General features: G+C 60.4%; 19 protein-coding genes. 8 read left to right on the top strand and 11 right to left on the bottom strand.

Annotation, left to right across the window (positions count from 1 at the left end):
- Nucleotides 1-62: 62 nt before the first annotated feature.
- The 3 genes from ACIX9_RS01690 to ACIX9_RS01680 all read right to left on the bottom strand — a co-directional run bounded on the left by ACIX9_RS01690 (nucleotide 63) and on the right by ACIX9_RS01680 (nucleotide 2,523).
- Nucleotides 63-1,181: a D-alanine--D-alanine ligase family protein gene (locus ACIX9_RS01690; RefSeq protein ID WP_013578740.1), complete on the bottom strand. Its 1,119-nt coding sequence runs from the start codon at nucleotides 1,179-1,181 to the stop codon at nucleotides 63-65.
- 144 nt (nucleotides 1,182-1,325) lie between these two features.
- Nucleotides 1,326-1,655: a hypothetical protein gene (locus tag ACIX9_RS01685; protein ID WP_013578739.1), complete on the bottom strand. Its 330-nt coding sequence runs from the start codon at nucleotides 1,653-1,655 to the stop codon at nucleotides 1,326-1,328.
- A 169-nt stretch (nucleotides 1,656-1,824) separates the two neighbouring features.
- Nucleotides 1,825-2,523, bottom strand: a complete 699-nt coding sequence (locus tag ACIX9_RS01680) for a lipid-binding SYLF domain-containing protein (RefSeq protein ID WP_013578738.1) — start codon at nucleotides 2,521-2,523, stop codon at nucleotides 1,825-1,827.
- Between the two features lie 184 nt (nucleotides 2,524-2,707).
- Here ACIX9_RS01680 and ACIX9_RS01675 point away from each other — a divergent pair, with 184 nt between their 5' ends.
- Complete coding sequence (locus ACIX9_RS01675; protein WP_013578737.1) at nucleotides 2,708-3,550, top strand: aldo/keto reductase; 843 nt, start codon at nucleotides 2,708-2,710, stop codon at nucleotides 3,548-3,550.
- Here ACIX9_RS01675 and ACIX9_RS01670 read toward each other — a convergent pair whose 3' ends face one another.
- The 3 genes from ACIX9_RS01670 to ACIX9_RS01660 all read right to left on the bottom strand — a co-directional run bounded on the left by ACIX9_RS01670 (nucleotide 3,551) and on the right by ACIX9_RS01660 (nucleotide 6,380).
- Nucleotides 3,551-4,609 carry a YeiH family protein gene (locus ACIX9_RS01670; RefSeq protein WP_232298769.1) on the bottom strand — a complete coding sequence of 353 codons (1,059 nt, stop codon included), beginning with the start codon at nucleotides 4,607-4,609 and terminating at the stop codon, nucleotides 3,551-3,553.
- Nucleotides 4,610-4,691: 82 nt separating this feature from the next.
- Nucleotides 4,692-5,636: a LysR family transcriptional regulator gene (locus tag ACIX9_RS01665; protein WP_013578735.1), complete on the bottom strand. Its 945-nt coding sequence runs from the start codon at nucleotides 5,634-5,636 to the stop codon at nucleotides 4,692-4,694.
- Nucleotides 5,637-5,699: 63 nt separating this feature from the next.
- Nucleotides 5,700-6,380, bottom strand: coding sequence for an MBL fold metallo-hydrolase (locus tag ACIX9_RS01660; RefSeq protein ID WP_013578734.1), 681 nt, complete (start codon nucleotides 6,378-6,380; stop codon nucleotides 5,700-5,702).
- Nucleotides 6,381-6,516: 136 nt separating this feature from the next.
- On the opposite strand from ACIX9_RS01660, the gene ACIX9_RS01655 reads away from it, so the two are divergent.
- Entirely contained in the window at nucleotides 6,517-7,077 is a 561-nt protein-coding gene (locus tag ACIX9_RS01655) for a carbonic anhydrase (protein ID WP_013578733.1), read from the top strand.
- 423 nt (nucleotides 7,078-7,500) lie between these two features.
- Nucleotides 7,501-8,835 (top strand): asparagine--tRNA ligase, encoded by a 1,335-nt coding sequence (gene asnS, locus ACIX9_RS01650; protein WP_013578732.1) that lies wholly within the window; start codon nucleotides 7,501-7,503, stop codon nucleotides 8,833-8,835.
- Here asnS and ACIX9_RS01645 read toward each other — a convergent pair.
- Both ACIX9_RS01645 and ggt read right to left on the bottom strand, forming a co-directional pair.
- Nucleotides 8,832-9,734: a sugar phosphate isomerase/epimerase family protein gene (locus ACIX9_RS01645; RefSeq protein WP_013578731.1), complete on the bottom strand. Its 903-nt coding sequence runs from the start codon at nucleotides 9,732-9,734 to the stop codon at nucleotides 8,832-8,834. The two genes, asnS and ACIX9_RS01645, sit on opposite strands and share 4 nt — an antisense overlap.
- Before the next feature lie 15 nt (nucleotides 9,735-9,749).
- Nucleotides 9,750-11,459 (bottom strand): gamma-glutamyltransferase, encoded by a 1,710-nt coding sequence (gene ggt / locus ACIX9_RS01640; protein WP_232298768.1) that lies wholly within the window; start codon nucleotides 11,457-11,459, stop codon nucleotides 9,750-9,752.
- Nucleotides 11,460-11,604: 145 nt separating this feature from the next.
- Here ggt and ACIX9_RS01635 point away from each other — a divergent pair, with 145 nt between their 5' ends.
- The 5 genes from ACIX9_RS01635 (at nucleotide 11,605) to ACIX9_RS01615 (ending at nucleotide 16,971) form a co-directional block, all read left to right on the top strand.
- On the top strand, nucleotides 11,605-12,168 hold the full coding sequence (locus ACIX9_RS01635; protein WP_013578729.1) for an RNA polymerase sigma factor: 564 nt from the start codon (nucleotides 11,605-11,607) through the stop codon (nucleotides 12,166-12,168).
- Nucleotides 12,165-13,136, top strand: coding sequence for an energy transducer TonB (locus ACIX9_RS01630; RefSeq protein ID WP_013578728.1), 972 nt, complete (start codon nucleotides 12,165-12,167; stop codon nucleotides 13,134-13,136). The genes ACIX9_RS01635 and ACIX9_RS01630 overlap by 4 nt, the downstream gene beginning before the upstream one ends.
- Before the next feature lie 72 nt (nucleotides 13,137-13,208).
- Nucleotides 13,209-15,341 carry a prolyl oligopeptidase family serine peptidase gene (locus ACIX9_RS01625; RefSeq protein ID WP_013578727.1) on the top strand — a complete coding sequence of 711 codons (2,133 nt, stop codon included), beginning with the start codon at nucleotides 13,209-13,211 and terminating at the stop codon, nucleotides 15,339-15,341.
- A gap of 123 nt (nucleotides 15,342-15,464) precedes the next feature.
- Nucleotides 15,465-16,031, top strand: coding sequence for a TetR/AcrR family transcriptional regulator (locus ACIX9_RS01620; RefSeq protein WP_041596882.1), 567 nt, complete (start codon nucleotides 15,465-15,467; stop codon nucleotides 16,029-16,031).
- 76 nt (nucleotides 16,032-16,107) lie between these two features.
- Nucleotides 16,108-16,971, top strand: coding sequence for an SDR family NAD(P)-dependent oxidoreductase (locus ACIX9_RS01615; RefSeq protein WP_013578725.1), 864 nt, complete (start codon nucleotides 16,108-16,110; stop codon nucleotides 16,969-16,971).
- Between the two features lie 71 nt (nucleotides 16,972-17,042).
- Here the strand turns inward: ACIX9_RS01615 and rplI are convergent, their stop codons facing one another.
- The 3 genes from rplI to rpsF all read right to left on the bottom strand — a co-directional run bounded on the left by rplI (nucleotide 17,043) and on the right by rpsF (nucleotide 18,601).
- Nucleotides 17,043-17,519 (bottom strand): 50S ribosomal protein L9, encoded by a 477-nt coding sequence (gene rplI / locus ACIX9_RS01610; protein WP_013578724.1) that lies wholly within the window; start codon nucleotides 17,517-17,519, stop codon nucleotides 17,043-17,045.
- 52 nt (nucleotides 17,520-17,571) lie between these two features.
- Nucleotides 17,572-17,961, bottom strand: coding sequence for a 30S ribosomal protein S18 (gene rpsR / locus ACIX9_RS01605; protein ID WP_013578723.1), 390 nt, complete (start codon nucleotides 17,959-17,961; stop codon nucleotides 17,572-17,574).
- 151 nt (nucleotides 17,962-18,112) lie between these two features.
- Nucleotides 18,113-18,601, bottom strand: coding sequence for a 30S ribosomal protein S6 (gene rpsF / locus ACIX9_RS01600; RefSeq protein ID WP_013578722.1), 489 nt, complete (start codon nucleotides 18,599-18,601; stop codon nucleotides 18,113-18,115).
- Nucleotides 18,602-18,607 lie beyond the last annotated feature (6 nt).

Raw genomic sequence — 18,607 nt, 5'->3', positions numbered from 1 at the left:
TTGCGGAAACCAGAAGAAGACCTCCGCCAAAGCTTCCCGAAATTCTACCAAGTCCTCCAGCATTACTCTCGGGCAAATGCCGTAGCCATCTTCTCCGCATGACGCTCCTGCGCCAGCACAATCAGACGATCGATCAGCTCCGTATACCCCACCCCGCTCGCACCCCAAAGCTTCGGATACATCGAGATCGAAGTGAATCCCGGCATCGTATTGATCTCGTTCAGATAGAACTTCGCCTTCTTGCCCTTCGCCGCAGGCTCCATCAGAAAATCCACCCGCGCCAGACCCGAGCAGTCACAAGCCCGAAAGGCCTCCATCGCCATCGCCCGCATCTGCTTCTGCTCGCTCGCACTCAGCTTCGCCGGAATGATGCATACACTCTCGTCCGGCCCATTCATCTGGTACTTCGCCTCGTAGTCGTAGAACTCCTTCGCCGGCACGATCTCACCCACCACGCTCGCCTCCAGCGTTTCGTTCCCTAGCACCGCCACCTCCAGCTCCCGAGGCTTCGCCCCCGGCCCGCCCACTCCCTGCTCCACCACCAGCTTCCGGTCGAACCCCGCCGCCAGATCCATCGCAGCCGCAAGCTCATCCCGTCCATGCACCTTGCTGATCCCCACCGAGCTCCCCAGGTTCGCCGGCTTCACAAACAGCGGATACTCCAGAGCCTTCTCGATCCTCTTCCTGCACCCCTTCGCATCCGCCTTCCACTCACTCCGCAGCACGCTCAGGTACGGCGTCTGCGGCAGACCCGCCGCCGCAAACAGCTTCTTCATCACATCCTTGTCCATCCCGGCCGCCGACCCCAGCACGCCCGACCCCACATAAGCTAGGTCCGCCAACTCCAGCATCCCCTGGATCGTCCCATCCTCGCCAAACGTCCCATGCAGCACCGGGAAGATCACATCCAGCGCACCAATGACGCCGCCGCTCTGCTCAATCAGCCCCGTCTCGGTCACCTGCGCGGAAGCACTCAACGTCAGACCGGAATCCCCCGTCAGCAGCCCCTTGGCCCCATCGCCCCCCAGCCACCGGCCCTGCTTGGTGATCCCAATCGGCACCACCTCATACTTCTTCCGGTCGATCGCCTTCAGAATCGAGTTCGCTGAAAGCAGCGAAACCTCATGCTCCCCACTCCGCCCACCAAACAAAACGCCAACCCGCAGTTTCTTCTTAGCCATAGCCTTAAGCCTACCCCCAAAATCCACCTGAGACTCAAGAGGAAACCACCCAGCCACCCCCTCCACAACGCCTATTGAACCGGAGGGCCGTCATTCTTAGCGAAGCTCAGAACCTCAGTATTTCGTATTTGCTGTTGCCTGTTCTCACTGAATCAAATCCGATCCCTTCACAATCCTCTTCTTCTCCACCTCCACCCCAAAGCTCCGCACTACAACCCCTGAAGTCTCAAAATGCACCACCCGATGCCCATCCGAATGCCCCATAAAAATAGCCTTCTTCAGCAACATAATTAGCTTCCGGGACTCCTCCCCAAAATGCCTACCCACTGAAGCCTGATAATCCACGATCAAGTTATAACTTGCATCGCACTTCGGGCAGATCAGTTGCTCATCCAGCGTCGTATGAAACGCCCCCTCCGGCAACGTCCCCACCGCATCAAATCCCGTCCGTATAGCAGCAATCGTCAAACCCATAAACAAATCATAGCCGAGCAGAACCTCAGCCTTAGCCCACCAGATAATCAGCCTTGATCGCTTTTATCAATCTTTATCAACTCAGGCCGTCCCCAAACCCGGCACAAAACAAAAGGGGCAGGTGACAGAGCCAAAGCTCCATCCCCTGCCCCGTCACACCCACTAAAGCCTAGCGGCTACGAGCGATATGGAAGTACCGTGCCAGCGTGCCCACAAAGCCCTTGGCAGAAGCCGGGACCGGCTGCTTGCCGTGCAGGATCGTCTCGAAGTTCTCACCCTTCGTGCCGTAGTACAGGTCGGTATCGTCCTGATTCTGGGAGATGCTGATGCCGTTCAAATCGATACCGGCAAACAGACCCTTCGCACGCGAATACGTCAGCAGCTCAGCATTCAACTGGATGTCCGTACCAGCCTGTGCATTGCGTCCAACCGGACCCGCGGCAGCAGAAGCATCCGCGCCAATCTTGAACTTCGACTTCAACAGATCCTGGAAGCCCTTATCGTTCACAGCCACGAGAATCAGATCCGTAGCCTGTCCGCCAATCTGGAATCCAAAGCTTCCACCCGCCAGGCGGATGAACACCGGAGCGCTCCAGCCATGGCCCGTGCGGCAGCTCACAACGCCCTGACCGTACTCGGCCCCAACCAGGAATGCACCCTTCTTCACGCTCGGGATCACGCCCACGCAGACAGCATGGCTTACGATGCCATCAGGAATGCCCTTATCCGGCGTGCTTGCAATCTGGTCGATCACCTTACGAGCCTGCAGCAGACGGTCATCCAGGTCGCTGCGGTCGGAGGAGGCAAACATCGGGGTAGCAGAAAGCGTAGCAAGCAGCATTGCGCCGGCAAAAATTTTGGTCTTCATTGGTAGTTCTTCCTTTTACTTCAGAGATCGATCAACGCGCGCCGATCCCATGGCCTTACTCATCAGTAAGGAATCGAGATAATCCCGCCGTCATATCGTCGTTACTGGTAAGTCAGATGCACACCTGCACTTACGCGTCTACACAAAAAGAAAAATGCTTTCAGCTGCAAGCATCAAACTTCACATGCAATCTTTCCTCCTCGCCAACGACCTCCCTCTCTCCCGCATCGGCTACGGCACCATGCGCCTCATCGCCGACGGAGCCTGGGGCCCGCCCCTCGATCCCACCGCAGCCAAAGCCATCCTCCACCGAGCCCTCGATCTCGGCGTCAACCTCATCGACACAGCCGACGCCTATGGCCCGCAGGAACTGGAGCGCTTCATCGGCGAGACCCTCGCACCCTACCCCGCAGGCGTAGTCATCGCCACCAAAGCCGGCCTCGCCCGCATGGCCCCTGCCAAGTCCGAGCCGCTCGGCCGTCCCTCCTACCTCCGCCAGCAGGTCGAGATGAGCCTCCGCTACCTCAAGCTCGAGCAGCTTCCCCTCTGGCAGCTCCACCGCATCGACCCCCAGGTCCCCCTTGAAGACTCTCTCGGCATGATCCGGGACCTCCAGCAAGCCGGCAAGATCCGCCACGTAGGCCTCTCTGAAGTCAACGTCGCCCAGATCGAGCAAGCCCGCCGCATCCTCCCCATCGTCAGCGTCCAGAACAAGTACAACCTCACCGAGCGCAAGCACGAAGCCGTCCTCGACTACTGCACCCAGAACAACATCGCCTTCCTCCCCTGGTACCCCGTAGCCGCCGGCAAGCTCAACGCCCCTGGCAGCAAACTCGCCGCAATCGCCACCCGCCTCGGTGCCACTCCCACCCAGCTCCAGCTCTCCTGGCTCCTCCACCGCTCCCCGGTCATCGTCCCCATCCCCGGCACCAGCTCGTTAGCCCATCTCGAAGAAAACTGCGCCGCTCTCAACCTGACCCTCACGCCGCAAGACCTTCAGGAGATCGAGTCCGCCGTAGCCCCATAATTAGATCCCGATCAGCCCCATATCGATCGCAACCAGCGAAACCGTACCCACCATCACCCAAAGAATCACCCCCTGCAGAAACGGCTTGATCCCCACCGCCTGCAGCGTCTTCTTTGACAGCGAGGTTCCGATCAAAAACAGCGTAGCCGTCAACCCCGCCTTACCCAGCCTGTTCAGATCCAGGTAAATCCCCATCAGCCGCGGCACATAAGTGCTCAGCACTGACGCCCCCACAAACAGAAAGATGAACCAAGGCACCTTGACCTTCGCCACCTGTCCCTGCCGCCCCTCACGCCTCGCTGCCCTGCTCATATAAGCCGCAGTCACCAGCGACACCGGCACGATCCAAAGCGCCCTTGCCAGCTTCACCGTCGTCCCGATCGCCAGCGCCTGCGGCCCATACTTCGCCGCCGCGCCCACCACGGACGACGTATCGTGGATCGCCAGCGCAGCCCATAGTCCAAACTGGTTCTGGCTCAGGTGCAGCCACCATCCAATCGCCGGAAACACCAGCAGCGCCACCGAGTTCAGCAGAAACACCGTTCCCATCGACACCGAAATCTCTTCCTCATTCGCATCCGTGATCGGCGCAATCGCCGCAATCGCCGATCCCCCGCAGATCGCCGTCCCCAGCGTGATCAGATAGCTCGCCTTCCCCCCAACCTTGAACACCTTCCCCAGCAGCAGCCCCAGCCCCACCGCACAGCAGATGCTCACCGCCGTATAAACAAACCCCGATCGCCCCGCATGAATCACCTGCTGCAGATTCAACCCAAACCCCAGCAGCACCACGGAGATCTGCAACAGCAGCTTCGCCAGCGAGCTCGCCTCCTTCCGATACGGATGAACCACCGAAAACCCAAACGCAATCCCGCCCACCAGCGCCACCGGCGGCGAGACAAGCCCACTCCCAGCCAGCAACAGTCCCAGGAAGAAGATCGACCGCGCATCGAACGCCTTCTTCGGCACGCCCGGTCCCGTCTGCCCCAGCTCCTCAACCGTCTCGGTAAACAAATAATCGTCTGTTGCCGTAAGCTCCTGCGTCATCGTCTCAGTCACGTCTCTATTCCTCTAACGTGACTATCGACTCGCCCAAAGACCGCGTCCAAGTAGAACTTCTAATGCCCGATTAGCCCACCTTCTACCCCTGACCCAGCCCTTGCTTCTTCGTAGCCCGTCGAGGAGCAACCGAAGCCGCATACCCCACCAGAAACGACCGGAAAGCCCCCACGCTCCCTATAGGCTCCGGCCCCGCCGGGTACGCCACGGAGAAGCTCCGTGAAAGCTTCAGCCCCTCCACCCGAGCCAGCGTCAACGTCCCCAGCGCAAGCTGATTCCGCACCGCCCAACGGGAAACAAACGTCACCCCCAGCCCAGCCTCCGCCCCATTCAGCAGCCCCTCAGTCGAATCCAGCTCCATCCGTATGTTCAGATCCTTCGTCTTCAACCCCACACCCGCCAGCGCCTGCTCCACAATCCGCCGCGAGCCCGACCCAAACTCCCGCACCAGCAGCGGCTGCGTCCGCAACTCGTCCAGCGTCACCTTCCGCCCCGCCCACTCATGGCTGGCAGGAACCACCAGCACCATGTGGTCTTCCATGAACGCCTCAATATGCACGTCCGTCCGCAGCTCCGGACCCTCCAGCAACGCAACCTGGATCTCGCCGGAGACCAGCGCCGCCAGCATCTGATCGCTGTTGCCGATTCGCACCGTGATCCGGACATCCGGGTTCCTCTGCAGAAACGCCGCCAGAAAAGTCGGCAGCAGGTACTGCGCAATCGTCTGCGAAGCCCCCACGCTCAGCTCCCCGGCCTCCTGCCCATAAGCCTTCGCCACCGCAGTGAATGCCTCCTCGCTCAACACCTTGATCTGCTCCGCAAACGGCAGCAGTGCCGCGCCTCCCGGCGTCAGCGAGATACGTCCCCCGCCACGATGAAACAGCGGATGCCCAAACTGTTCCTCCAGCGCCTTGATCTGCTGCGTCACCGCCGGCTGCGTCAGCAGCAGCTCCTCCGCGGCCCGGCTGAAGCTGGAATGCCGCGCCACAGCACGAAAGACGATCAACCGAAAGTTTTCAATCGTCAACTTAGTTCCACCTCACCACGAACCCACCTTCTTCGAATGCAGACCTTCACTATCGCCCTGAGTCTATCCCTTCGCCCGATCGATCGCCCCCTGCACCAACTCCCTTCCACCCTCCAACACCCGTCCATGCCCGCAAGCCACACGCTGCACCGGATACCCCTGCAGCTTTCTCGCCGTGTCCTTCGCCTGATCGCGATTCGAAAACGCCTTCAACGGAAACCACCACGGCATGAAACCCGTGATGTTGAACTTCCCCAGCGACCCGAACTCATCGCCCGCATAGAGCGTCCCGTCGCGTTCATCCAGAAATGCCTGGTGCCCATGAATATGCCCCGGCGTATCGATCACCAGCAACGACCCTAAGCGATCACCCTCCGCCACCGTCTGGCTGACCTTCGTCGCAATCCCCGGCGTCCCCCCACGGATCGGCCCCACCTCTCCCGGCCTCAACGAAAGGTCCGGCGGCACCTGCAGGATCGGGATCGATCGTTCCGAAGCCAGCAGCTTCAACCCCGCAACCCTCGCCATCAGCGCATCGACACTTCCCACATGATCGACATGCGGGTGGGTCAGTAGAATCCGCCGAATCGGCACATCCCCCGCCGCCCGCAGAATCTCATCCTCAGTTCCCTTCAAGTTCCCGTCGATCAGCGTGTAGCCATCGTCCTCAAGCACCAGAAAGCAGTTCACCGCCCCCAAGCGCGTCAGTTGCTTCCCATACTCCCCCACGGAACTGATCTTCATCGCAAGCTGACCTCCACAACAAAGTACCCGGAAACATACGGTGCAGCATGACTCTACACCGCCCGGAAATCTGTTGGTCCAACGCGCCAACCCCCCGCATCCAAGCACGGTAATCCACCTGAAAGGACACCCGCAGATGAGCAACCTTGACTCCATGCTCGAACGCAACAAAGCCTTCGCCGCCCAGCAATCAGCCGCAGGCACCCTCATGCCCTCGCTCGCGGACGCCGCCCACCACGCCAAAGCCATCATCATCGGCTGCGCGGATATGCGCGTCGATCCCGCCGACATCCTCGGCCTGCACCCTGGCGAAGCCCTCGTCATCCGCAACATCGGCGGCCGCATCACCCCCGTCCTGATCGAAGAGCTGGGCCTCCTCGGCCGCATCGGCAAGGTCACCCAGCAGCCCGCCGGCGGTGGTGGCGAGTTCCACCTCATCGTCTTCCAACACACAGACTGCGGCATCACCCGCCTCGCCGGCGACCCCGCCATGCTCGCCCACTACTTCCACATCCCGGAGGCCGACGTCCCCGGGAAATCCGTTACCGATCCCCACGCAGCCGTCATCGGCGACGTCGAACTCCTCCGCTCCATCCCCGCCCTGCCCGCCTCATGGCTCCTCTCCGGCCTCGTCTATGACGTCGCCACCGGCCTCGTTGAAACCGTGGTTCCCGCCGCCCCGCTCCGTTCCGCCTGAGGTAAAAACCAGCCCTGACGGCCTTTGCGCCATCCCGTCAGGGCCTCCAAAACCCGCGCCAGACGCCGCATCCAGCCCAGAACCCTCAAAAACACCAGCAAATTCGCTTGTCAAGCCCCCAGACGCGCCAAAAACGAGCTAACTCCTTCATTCAAATAGAGATAAAAGCTGAAAATAGTTGGGGTATTTACCTTGGCCAACTTGGTAAAATAGAAGTACACCCAAAGACAACCAGGAACTCATTCCATCTTTTTACGAAGGCCTAAACCCTTTGCAATGAAGACTTTGGACGCAACCCTTTTATTTTGAATACTTTAACCATGTCCCGACCTAAATTCAATGGAATGAAGACTTTAGAGGTAAAGCGGGGGGGGAGGGGGTACCCTCATAAGCCGCCAAAGCGGAAAGTGAGAAACTAGAAGGATGTCAGAAGCAGTCATCACCGCACGCATCTCGGAGCTCGCAGCGCATGAAGGACAAAGCGTCACCCTCAAGGGCTGGCTCTATAACCTCCGCGCCAGCGGCAAGCTCCTCTTCCCCATCTTCCGCGACGGAACCGGAACCATCCAGGGCATCGTCCCCAAGGCCGCCGTCCCCGAAGAGCTCTTCGAAACCCTCAAGACCCTCACCTTGGAATCAAGCCTCGAAGTCACGGGCAAGGTAAGAGCCGATGCCCGCGCACCCTCCGGATTCGAGCTCGACGTAGAAGGCCTCAAGGTCATCCAGCGCGTCCCCGACGAGACCCCCTTCCCCATCCAGCTCAAGGAAGCCGGCGTTGACTTCCTCATGGAGCACCGCCACCTCTGGATCAGGACCCCCCGCCAGTCCGCCATCCTCAGAGTCCGCGCCACCATCATGCGCGCCGCCGCCCAGTACTTCGATGACAACGGCTTCGTCCGCACCGATCCACCGATCCTGACGCCAAATGCGTGTGAGGGGACTTCAGAGCTCTTCGAGATGGACTACTTCGACGACGACAAGGCCTACCTCACCCAGTCCGGCCAGCTCTACATCGAAGCCACCGCCCTCGCGCTCGGCAAGGTCTACTCCTTCGGCCCCACCTTCCGCGCGGAAAAGTCCAAGACCCGCCGCCACCTCACCGAGTTCTGGATGGTCGAACCCGAACTCGCCTTCGCCACGCTGGACGACCTGCTGGTGCTAGCCGAAAACTACCTCAGCTTCATCGTCGCCGCCGTCCTGGAGAAGCACCAGGCAGACCTCAAGGTCATCGGCAAGGACGTCTCCAAGCTCGAGACCATCAAGGCCCCGTTCCCCCGTCTCAGCTACGACGATGCCCACAAGATGCTCGTAGAAGCCCACGCGAAGGGTCTCGTCGAAACCCTCCACAAGGACGGAGACGACTTCGGCTCACCCGACGAGACCTACATCTCCAACCAGTTCGACCGTCCCGTCATGGTCCACCGCTACCCGTCAGCCATGAAGGCCTTCTACATGCAGCCCGACCCCGAAGACCCCACCAAGGCCCTCTGCGTAGACGTCCTGGCCCCCGAAGGCTACGGAGAGATCATAGGCGGCTCCCAGCGCGTAGACGACTACGACCTGCTGAAGTCCCGCATCGAGCACCACGGCCTCCCGCTTGACGCCTTCCAGTGGTATCTCGACCTCCGCAAGTACGGGTCGGTCCCCCACGGCGGCTTCGGCATGGGCATCGAGCGCGTCGTAGCATGGATCTGCGGCCTGGACCACGTCCGCGAAACCATCCCCTTCGCCCGCACCCTCAACCGCATCTACCCTTAGCCTTGTCCCTCATCGAACGCGGCCGCTTCCTCAAGTAGCCGCGTTCGATGCGACAGCACCTCACCCGTCATCCGCGAGACAGCCTCCGCCGTCTCAAAACCTTCATACCCGATCTCAAGCACACCACGCGTAGCCGCCGGAAGCGTATCCAGCAGCCGGTAAGTCTCCGCCCAGTCGATGGAGCCTTTGGCAGCCGCAACGCTCCTCTCGCTTCCACTGGCAGGCCAAAGATGCTCATCGCGCATCCCATTATTGTCGTGCAGATGCACCTCAACAACGCGCCCCTTGAGCACCTCGAACGCACCCGCAATCCCACCCTCACTCAGGTGAGCATGCCCCGTATCCAGGCACACCCCCACCGAGTCGAAGTGGCCGATCCGCAGTATGTCCACCAGGTGCTCCGGGGTGGCCACCTCATTCTGCAGATTCTCAAGCAGCAGCTTCACCCCCAGCGGTGAAGCGAACGCCTTCACATGATCCACCGCGGTCAGCGCGAACTCCAGCGTAGCCTCGGACCACTTGTCACCCTTCATCCCCAAGTGAAGCACACAGCTCTCGAACGGAATCTGCTCCGCCGCCTCGAGCGCACGCTTCACCTCATCCATGGCCTCGATCCGGTGCATCTTCTCCCGGTCGATCAGGTCCAGGCTCATCGCCGCGTGGCGTGAGAACGTGGTCTCCGTGGTCAGCGGCTGGTGCAGGCTGGCGGTCACCGGGTTGGACCGGAACCACCCCGCAATCTCCTTCACCTGCGCCCGGTCGGCGTAGTCGAAGTGATACCGCGCCGCAAAGACCTCGATGGTCTTCGCGCCACCATTCGCCAAGGCATCGAGCAGCCCCGGGTGCAGCCGCTGCGGCAGAAACACATGCGTTGAACTTCCCAGAATCATCTGACCCATTGTGTCCAGCCTACCTTAGTAGCTCGCAACCTTCCCAAACTTCCGCCGGTTGTCGTGGCCGCCTTCTAGCGCCCCCGTCTTTGGGTTCACCTCGATCAGCTCACTATCCCCCCATACCCCCGGGTTCTTCTCATCCGCCTCATTCGCCCGCGAAACCTTGTAACCAGCCGCCCGCAACTCCTCCACCACGGGCACCGGAAACGCCTTCTCCACATCAAGAACATCCGGCAGATACTGATGATGGAACCGCGGAGCATCAGCTGCCGCCTGGACACTCAGTCCGTTGACGAGGATACTCAGCAGGTCGTTGATGACGGTGGTGATGATGGTCGAGCCACCAGGCGAACCCAGCACCAGCCGCAACTCCCCCGGCTTCCCATGCTTGCTCGCAGCCGTAACGATCGTAGGAGTCATGCTGGAGAGCGGCCGGTGCCCCGGGGCAATCGCATTCGCCGGCCCCTGAATCAACCCGAACATGTTCGGAGACCCGGGCTTGGAACTGAAGTCGTCCATCTCGTTATTCAGCAGGAAGCCGAGTCCCTCCGCCGTAGCGCCGCATCCGAAGAGGCCATTGAGCGTATAGGTCGTGGACACTGCATTGCCATCGCTATCCACCACGGAGAAGTGGGTCGTCTGCGTGGACTCCTTCACCGGCGTCACAGCCGGGGGCGGCGGCATGAACCCTGCCGGCCTCCTGAGTTCTGCTGAAGGAGTCGGTTTAACCGGATCGATCGTCTTCCGCCATGCAGATGCGTAGCGCTCGTTACCCATCTGCGCCAGCGGCAACACGGTGTAATCCGGATCGCCAAGATAGTCTCCGCGATCCATATACGCGCGGCGAAATGCCTCGGTGATGATGTGCATCTGGGCCTCGCTGCGATCGCCGCCAAGCTTAGGCAGGTCGTACCCACTAAGCATGTTGAGCACCTCCAGGAGAACGATGCCACCGGAGCTCGGCGGTGGTGAGGTCACTACATCGTATTTCTGCCCGCCCGTCGAGTAGTGTCCTACCAGCGGCTTACGATCGGCCACGGTGTACGCCGCTAGATCTGCCTCCGTCAACAGCCCACCGTGTGTATGCACGGTGTCTGCAAGCTGCTTCGCCATGGGCCCTGTGTAGAACTCCTGAGGATTCGCGGCCAGTCTTTGCAGGGTCTTCGCGAGTTCCGGCTGCACAAAGGTGTCGCCAGTCTTGTAGTAGTCGCCATCCCGTTGGAAGATGCGGTGTGACTCAGGAAACTTGGTCAGGTTGGTCGAGTGCAGAGCACGCGCTTCTTCCTCTGACAGCGTGTAACCCATCTTCGCCAGTTTGATCGCAGGCGCCATGTCCTGTGCAAGTGTGAGCTTGCCGTAGTGCTTCTGAGCGTAAGCAAAGCCTGCCACGGAGCCTGGAACACCGATCGCCAGGTAGCCGCGAGTGGAAAGCCCAGGGATGATGTTTCCGGCCTGGTCGAGGTACATGTTGGGGGTGGCGCCCGCTGGGGCCTTTTCTCGGAAGTCGAGGAAGTGGGCTTCGCCGTTGTGGTCGCGGATGAGCATGAAGCCTCCGCCACCCAGGTTACCGGCCTGGGGAAGCACCACTGAAAGGGCGAAACCGACGGCAACGGCAGCATCTACAGCATTTCCGCCCTGTTTGAGAATCTCAAGGCCGGCATCCGAGGCGTCGTGGTGGATCGAGACGACCATGGCGTGCTTTTGAGGGGCAGCACCTGCTGAAACCGCCATTATCCCCGTCACACCAAAAGCAACAGCTTTCCTGAAACAACTCATATCCGCTCCCTCGCAAGTGTTTGGCTAAGAATAACCCGACCTGAAAATAATCCCGAACATTCCGGCTGCTCCTCCGGTCTTAGCTAGTGAACGGGATTCAATGGGCGTGCAGGCAAACGGGCAGCAGACAGATACGGCGACACTCTTCACGGCACTCGTGGACCGGCACTCCCGGTTCCTGTACCGCGTTGCGTTCTCACTGCTCAACAACCGCCAGGACGCGGAGGACGCCGTCCAGGAGACTTTCATGAAGCTTTATCGTACGGGCCTGTGGCAGCAAACCATGAACGATGAGCGAGCCTATCTCGCACGGGCGGTCTGGCGCTCCGGGCTCGACCGCATCGCTACCGCGCAGGCCAAAGCTATGCGCCGGGCCGAAGACATCGCCGAGCTTGAGCTTGCCTCCGACTTGGCCTCGCCGGAACAAGACGCTGTGGATCAGTCTGACCGCACGTTGCTTCGAACGCTCATCGATGCACTTCCATCCGACCTGCGTCAGCCGCTTCTGCTCAGCGCCCTCGAAGATATGCGTTCCTCTGACGTGGCTGTCACTCTCGGCATTCCCGAGGCCACGGTGCGCACACGCATCCATCGCGCCAAGGCTGAGCTTCGCCGGCGTTTCGAGGCGCTCGCAACTCGAAGAGCAACGGAGGTTCTTTCATGACGATTGAACTCAACGGCGCAGATCACTTCGAGCTACTGCTCCAGGAAGTGCTCTACGAAACCGCCAACCCTCAACCTCCTCTGCATATCGAGTCTCGTATTCACGCTGCACTCTCCCTTCAACCTGTTCCAGAAAGAGGTCCTGCCATGGTCAATTCCGCTCCTGTTTTGCAATCGCAATCCATTCTCTGGGATGGCCCATCGGCCTCACCGTGGAACGTCCGGGGCCTCGTCGGCGCGGCTTTCATTCACGCACTCGCGATCTTCCTGATCGTCTTCGCCATCCTTCATCGCACACAACTTGTTGCCTCGGTTCATACGCCGCAGGTGGCTATCCTTACTGTTCCGCCTCTGCCTCCTATCGCACCACGTACGCTTGCAGCCGGTGGCGGAGGAGGCAATGTCAGCTCCACTCCTGTTACCCGTGGCAATCCGCCTAAAGTGGCGCCGATCCAGATCATGCCGGTGAAGGCTCCGCCCCTGGAGCAGCCACGGATCGCTCTTGAGCCCACGGTCGTGGCTCAAGCTGACCTAAAGATGGCGCACTCTGATGTGCCCCAGATCGGGATGCCCAACTCTCCTCTTGTCGGCATGAGCTTCGGTAACGGTCGTGGCACAGGACTTGGCTCCGGCGATGGTGCAGGTATTGGTCCCGGATCTGGCGGCAATACCGGAGGCGGTATCGAGCGCATCGGCGGTGGAGTCAGCGCACCGATCGTCACCTTCCAGCCAGAACCCGAATTTTCAGACGAAGCCCGCAAGGCGAAGGTTGGAGGCAATGTGCTCGTCTATCTCCAGGTCGATGAATCAGGCCACCCGATAAACGTTCGCGTCTTGCGCGGGATCGGCATGGGCCTGGATCAAAGAGCTGTAGCCGCTGTTCAGCAGTATCGCTTCAGGCCGGCGATGAAAGACGGCCATCCGGTCCGCATTGAGATGAATGTGGAAGTAAACTTCTCCATCTTCTAGTAGACCGGCACTGCATCCGACCCGTTAGGATGATCTTCTAAGCTTGCATCAAGGCTTATCAGGAGATCAGGGATGCGTATCGCGTTGGGATGTCTGGCACTCGCAGCTTGCATGGGGACGGCTTTTGCCCAAGACACAGTAATCCACGGCAAAGACGGCATTGCCCTTCCAGCGGCACCCAAGACCGAGAAGCGTCCGGTGACCGACACATACAAGGTTGCGGGCGCTACAGATGCGAAGGTGACGGACGACTACCGGTGGCTCGAAGATGCGAAGAGCCCGGCGACGCGGGCCTACATCGGCGCACAGAACGCGTATACGCAGCAGTATCTGGACCAGGTGAAGATTCTGCCGGAGGTTCGGACGCAGATGGCGGCGTTGCTGAAGGTTGACCAGATGAGTACGCCTACGGAACGCAACGGCAAGTACTTCTTCTCGCGGAGGCTGGCGGATGAGAATCAGGCTTCGATCTACATGCGCGTGGGGCTGCATGGGGAAGATGTGAAGTTGATCGATGGGAACAGCCGGAGCTCGGATGGGAATACTTCCGTGAATCTGAACGGAATTACAGAGGATGGATCGCTGCTGCTGTACGGCGTGAGAGTGGGCGGCGCGGACGAGAGCGAGGTTCACTTCTTCGATGTGGCAAGCCGCAAAGATACGGCTGACGTGCTGCCGAGTGCGCGGTACTACGGGGTGCAGGTGGCTCCGGATAAGAAGGGCGTGTACTACTCGCGCTTCTATCCGCATGTGGGGAACAAGGTTTTCTATCATGCGTTCGGCACGACGACGGACAACGACACGATGCTGCTGGGTGGCGAGTACCGGGGCGAGAAGCTTGGGGAGATCGACGGGATTGGCGTGCGGATTACGGCCAATGGACACTACCTGGTGATGAGCATCAACCGGGGCGTGCCCGCAGAGCGCGAGGACATCCTGCTGAAGGATCTGCGGGTGAAGGATTCGCCGATCGAGTCGCTGGTGTATGGCATCGATAGCCGGTTCAGCGAGATGAACGTGGGCGACGACTTCTACGTGGATACGGACTTCAATGCGCCGAACCATCGTGTGCTGAAGGCTGTGATGGGACAGAAGCCGGAGGAGTGGAAGACTGTGATTCCCGAGGCGAAGGATGTTCTGGAGGGGGTGAACATCGTCGGCGGCAAGATGTTTGTGCTTCGGCTGCACGATGTGAAGAGCGAGCTGACGGCCTATACGCTGGAAGGTAAGGAAACGGGCAAGATTGCACTTCCGGGGATTGGCGCAGGCTCTGAGTTGTCAGGGCGCGTGGAGGATAAGGACGGGTTCTATACGTTTCAATCGATCGTGACGCCTCCGACGATCTTTCACTACGACGTGGTGACGGGTAAGAGCGAGGTCTTCGATACGCAGAAGGTTCCGTTCAACTCCAGCGCTTATGAGTTGAAGGAGGTTTTCTACACGTCGAAGGACGGAACGCGGGTGCCGATGTTTATCGCGGGCAAGAAGGGCCTGAAGCGTGACGGCTCTGAGCGCCTGTTGATGACGGGCTACGGTGGCTTTGCGTTGAGCGAGACGCCGGTCTGGAACCCGGAGTATGCGTGGTGGATGGAGCAGGGCGGCTACTTTGCGCTGCCTGACCTGCGGGGCGGTAACGAGTACGGCGAGGCTTGGCACAAGGCGGCGATGTTCGAGAAGAAGCAGAATGTCTTCGACGACTGGTATGCAGCGGCTGAGTATCTGGTCGCGAACAAGTACACGAGTGCGGCGCACTTTGCGATTCGGGGGCGCTCGAATGGCGGACTGCTGATGGGCGCTTCGATGACGCAGCGGCCGGATTTGTTTGGTGCGATCTGGTGCGGGTATCCGCTGCTGGATATGTTGCGCTACCAAAACTTTCTGATGGGGCGGACGTGGACGACGGAGTACGGATCGGCTGAGGACCCGGCGCAGTTTGCTTATATACGGGCCTACTCGCCTTATCAGAACGTGAAGATGGGAGCGAAGTATCCGGCGATCCTGTTCTTTACGGGCGATGGGGATACTCGGGTGGACCCGATGAATGCGCGCAAGATGACTCCACTGATGCAGGAGGCAAGTGGGAGCGGAAGGCCGGTGCTGCTGCACTACAGTCTGAAGGGCGGGCATAGCGCGGGGGTGAGCCAGACGCAGTTGGTGGAGGACTATGCGGATGAGATGGGATTCTTGTGGACGGAGACGAAGTAGGTCTCTTGTCCAGAGTAGGAGCTGGAAAGGCGTAACGCGGATAAGAGGGATACTGGCGGATAAAGGCTCGATCGGACTCGGGCGGTGACTCTGGGGGCCGACAGTTGTAGTCTCATCTTAGTTATGGCGAGATTGAAGAGCTCTGAGAAGCGAGATGCAATTCTGCAGGCGGCGGTGGGGGAGATCGCCGAGGCCGGGCTGGGTGCGGCTACGGCGAAGATTGCCAGGAGAGCCGATGTGGCGGCGGGAACGCTGTTTACCTACTTTGTGAACAAGGACGAGCTGCTGAACGAGCTTTACCTGGAACTGAAGGGTGAGGTGTACAGCCGCGTGAACGAGAGCTTTCCGCATAAAGGCAGCCTGGAGCGCAGGGTGAAGCATATCTGGGTGAGCTACCTGGGGTGGGCGGTGGAGTATCCGCTGAAGCGCAAGGTCTCCGTGCAGTTGAATGTGTCTGACGTGATTACTGCGGCGACGCGGTCGCGGGCGGCGGAGGCTCGCGGGCTGATCGACAGGACGCTGCGTGAGTTAGGTGAGCGGGAGTCGCTGCGTGAGCTGCCTTCGGGCTTTGCGGTGGCGATGATGTCTTCCCTGCAAGACGCGGTGATGGAGTTTATTGCGAAGAAACCAAAGCAGCAGGAGATGCTGACTGAGCGTGCGTTCGAGGTATTCTGGCGGGCGGTGCGTTAGTTCGTTTTATTGATTAAAATAAAATGAGCATCCAGTCAGTCATTATTGAATCAGATGATTCAGGAGGATCTTGCACATGGCTAAGGTCTGGTTGATTACGGGAAGCGGAAACGGTTTAGGCAGGGATATCGCTGAGGCGGCGCTGGCTGCGGGCGATAAGGTGGTTGCGGCGGCACGGCGGACTGAAGAGCTTGATCCGCTGGTGGCGCAGTACGGCGAGCGCGTGAAGCCGGTGACGCTGGATGTTCGCGATGAGACGGCGGCCAAGGCCGCAGTTCAAGCGGCTGTGGATACGTTCGGGCGGCTGGATGTGCTGGTGAATAACGCCGGCTACGGTCAGTTTGGGCCGTTCGAGCAGATGAGCGGCGAGGACTTTCAGGCTGTGGTCGATACATGCTTTTATGGCGTGGTTTATACGACGCGAGCGGCGCTGCCGGTGATGCGCGCGCAGAAGAGCGGGCATATCTTCCAGGTGTCCTCGGTTGGCGGGCGTATGGCGTATGCGGGTAACTCGCCTTATCACGCGGCGAAGTGGGCTGTGGGCGGATTCAGCGATGCGGTGGCGATGGAGGTTGCACCGTTTGGCGTGAAGGTGTGTACGCTGGAGCCGGGCGGCATCAGGACAAACTGGGCACAGCGTGCGGGCGAGAATGTGCCCGAACTATTGCCGGAGTATGAGGCTTCGGTTGGGCCGATCCTGAAGCTTCTGGCCAGCGTGAGAGGAAGATCAGAGGGCGATCCGAAGAGGATTGCGGATCTGATTGTGCGGTTGGCCGCGAGCGATAAGGTCCCGGTGCGGCTGGTCCTGGGCGTGGATGCGGAGAAGCGCGTGCAGAAGGTGGAGGAGGCTCGTGCGAGTGAGGCGAAGAGGTTCCGGGAGCTTACGCTCTCCACTGTGTATCCGGATGCGGAAGCGATTCCGGGGCTGCTGAACCACTAACGCCAGGGGAACGGAAAAAGCCAAAGGCGCATCCTTCATGGGGATGCGCCTTTGGCTTTGGTGCGGTTGAGTTAGGCTGCGGGGGCTGCTGCCACTTCGTCAGGGGCATCGCTCTTGATGGTGACCTTGACGTGCGCGGTGACCTCGCGATAGAGCTTGACGGGGACGTGGAACTCGCCGAGGGAGCGGAGGGGCTCCTCGAGGGAGATCTTGCGGCGATCGACGGTGAAGCCCTGAGCCTCGAGGCCCTGAGCGATATCGCCGGAGGTGACGGAGCCGAAGAGCTGCTCGTTCTCGCCGACCTTGCGCTCGAAGGTGAGTTCGACTGCGGAAATCTGCTTGGCGAGATCTTCTGCCGCGCCCTTCTCCTTGACCGACTTGCGGACCGCCGAGGCCTTCATCTGATCGATGACTGCCTTGTTGGCTGCGGTGGCCTCAATGGCGAGCTTGCCCGGGAGGAGGTAGTTGCGTCCGTAGCCGTCCGCGACCTTGACCACGTCTCCGCGGTGTCCGAGCTTGACGACATCTTCTTTGAGAATGACTTCCATGATGAATCTCCAGTGTTCTTGCGCGGGTTTTGTTCCGTCCGCGAGGGCTAAGTTAGAAGCGGGCCGCGAAGGCGAGCAGGGCGATATTGCGCGACTGCTTGATGGCGAGCGAGAGGCGACGCTGGTGGCGGGTGCAGACGCCGGTCAGACGGCGCGGCACGATCTTGCCACGCTCTGCGACGAAGCCCTGAAGGAGACGGACATCGCGGTAGGAGATGGCGTCGATCTTCTCTGTGCAGAACTTGCAGACCTTCTTGCGGCGGAAGAACTTGCGTCCTCCGGGACCGCCGCCAGGACCGCCGGCGGGACGACCGCCGGGACCGCCAGGGCCTCCGGGTCCGCCTGCTGGGCGGGGGGTGCGAGGTACGTAAGGGGCGCGCTCGGCAGGCGCGGATGCGGCGGGCGCCTGCTGCTCGGGAGTTGCGTTGGTTTCGTCAGCCATGATTTTCTCCTGGTGCTGTTGGTTTGCCTTTACCCGGGCTCCAGACTCACTGGGGAGTCTCTGAACGACCTTCAAGGATGCAAGGACGGAAGACCGGGGTGGCGTTTTGCTGCTTGCGCGATGGTGAGGCTGTCGCGAGAGAGGAACGAGCTTAGACGGTTGCGACGGGCTCGGCTTCTGCGACGGGAGCAGCGGCTACCGGGGCTTCTGCGGGCGTTTCTGCAACGGGCTCGGCAGAGGCCTCAACCGGTGCGGCTGCTGCGGGCACGGGCTGCTGGATCTGCTGGGGGATGGCGCTGCGCTTGACGTGGGTATCGCGGTGCGCCTTGATCTTGGCGAGACGCTTCTCTTCTTCGTCCATGCGGACGGTGATGAACTTGATGACGGGCTCGGAGACGCGGAGGCGACGCTCGATCTCAGTGATGAGCTGGCCTTCCGCGGCGATGTTCATGAGGACGTAGAAGCCATCGTTGAACTTGCGGACGGTGTAAGCGAGGCGGCGGCGACCCATCTTTTCGATGGACTTGACCTCTCCGTTGCCATCGGTGATGTTCTTCTGGAAGCCTTCGACGAGCTTGTCGAGGTCTGCCTCTTCAACGTCGGGACGGACGATGAACATGATTTCGTAGGTGCGATTCATTGGCGC

It is taken from the genome of Granulicella tundricola MP5ACTX9, assembly GCF_000178975.2.
In the GTDB taxonomy this organism is placed as follows: Bacteria; Acidobacteriota; Terriglobia; order Terriglobales; family Acidobacteriaceae; genus Edaphobacter; species Edaphobacter tundricola.
Note: the sequence above shows the minus strand (reverse complement) of the source record. Positions and strands in the feature narration are given on the sequence as shown.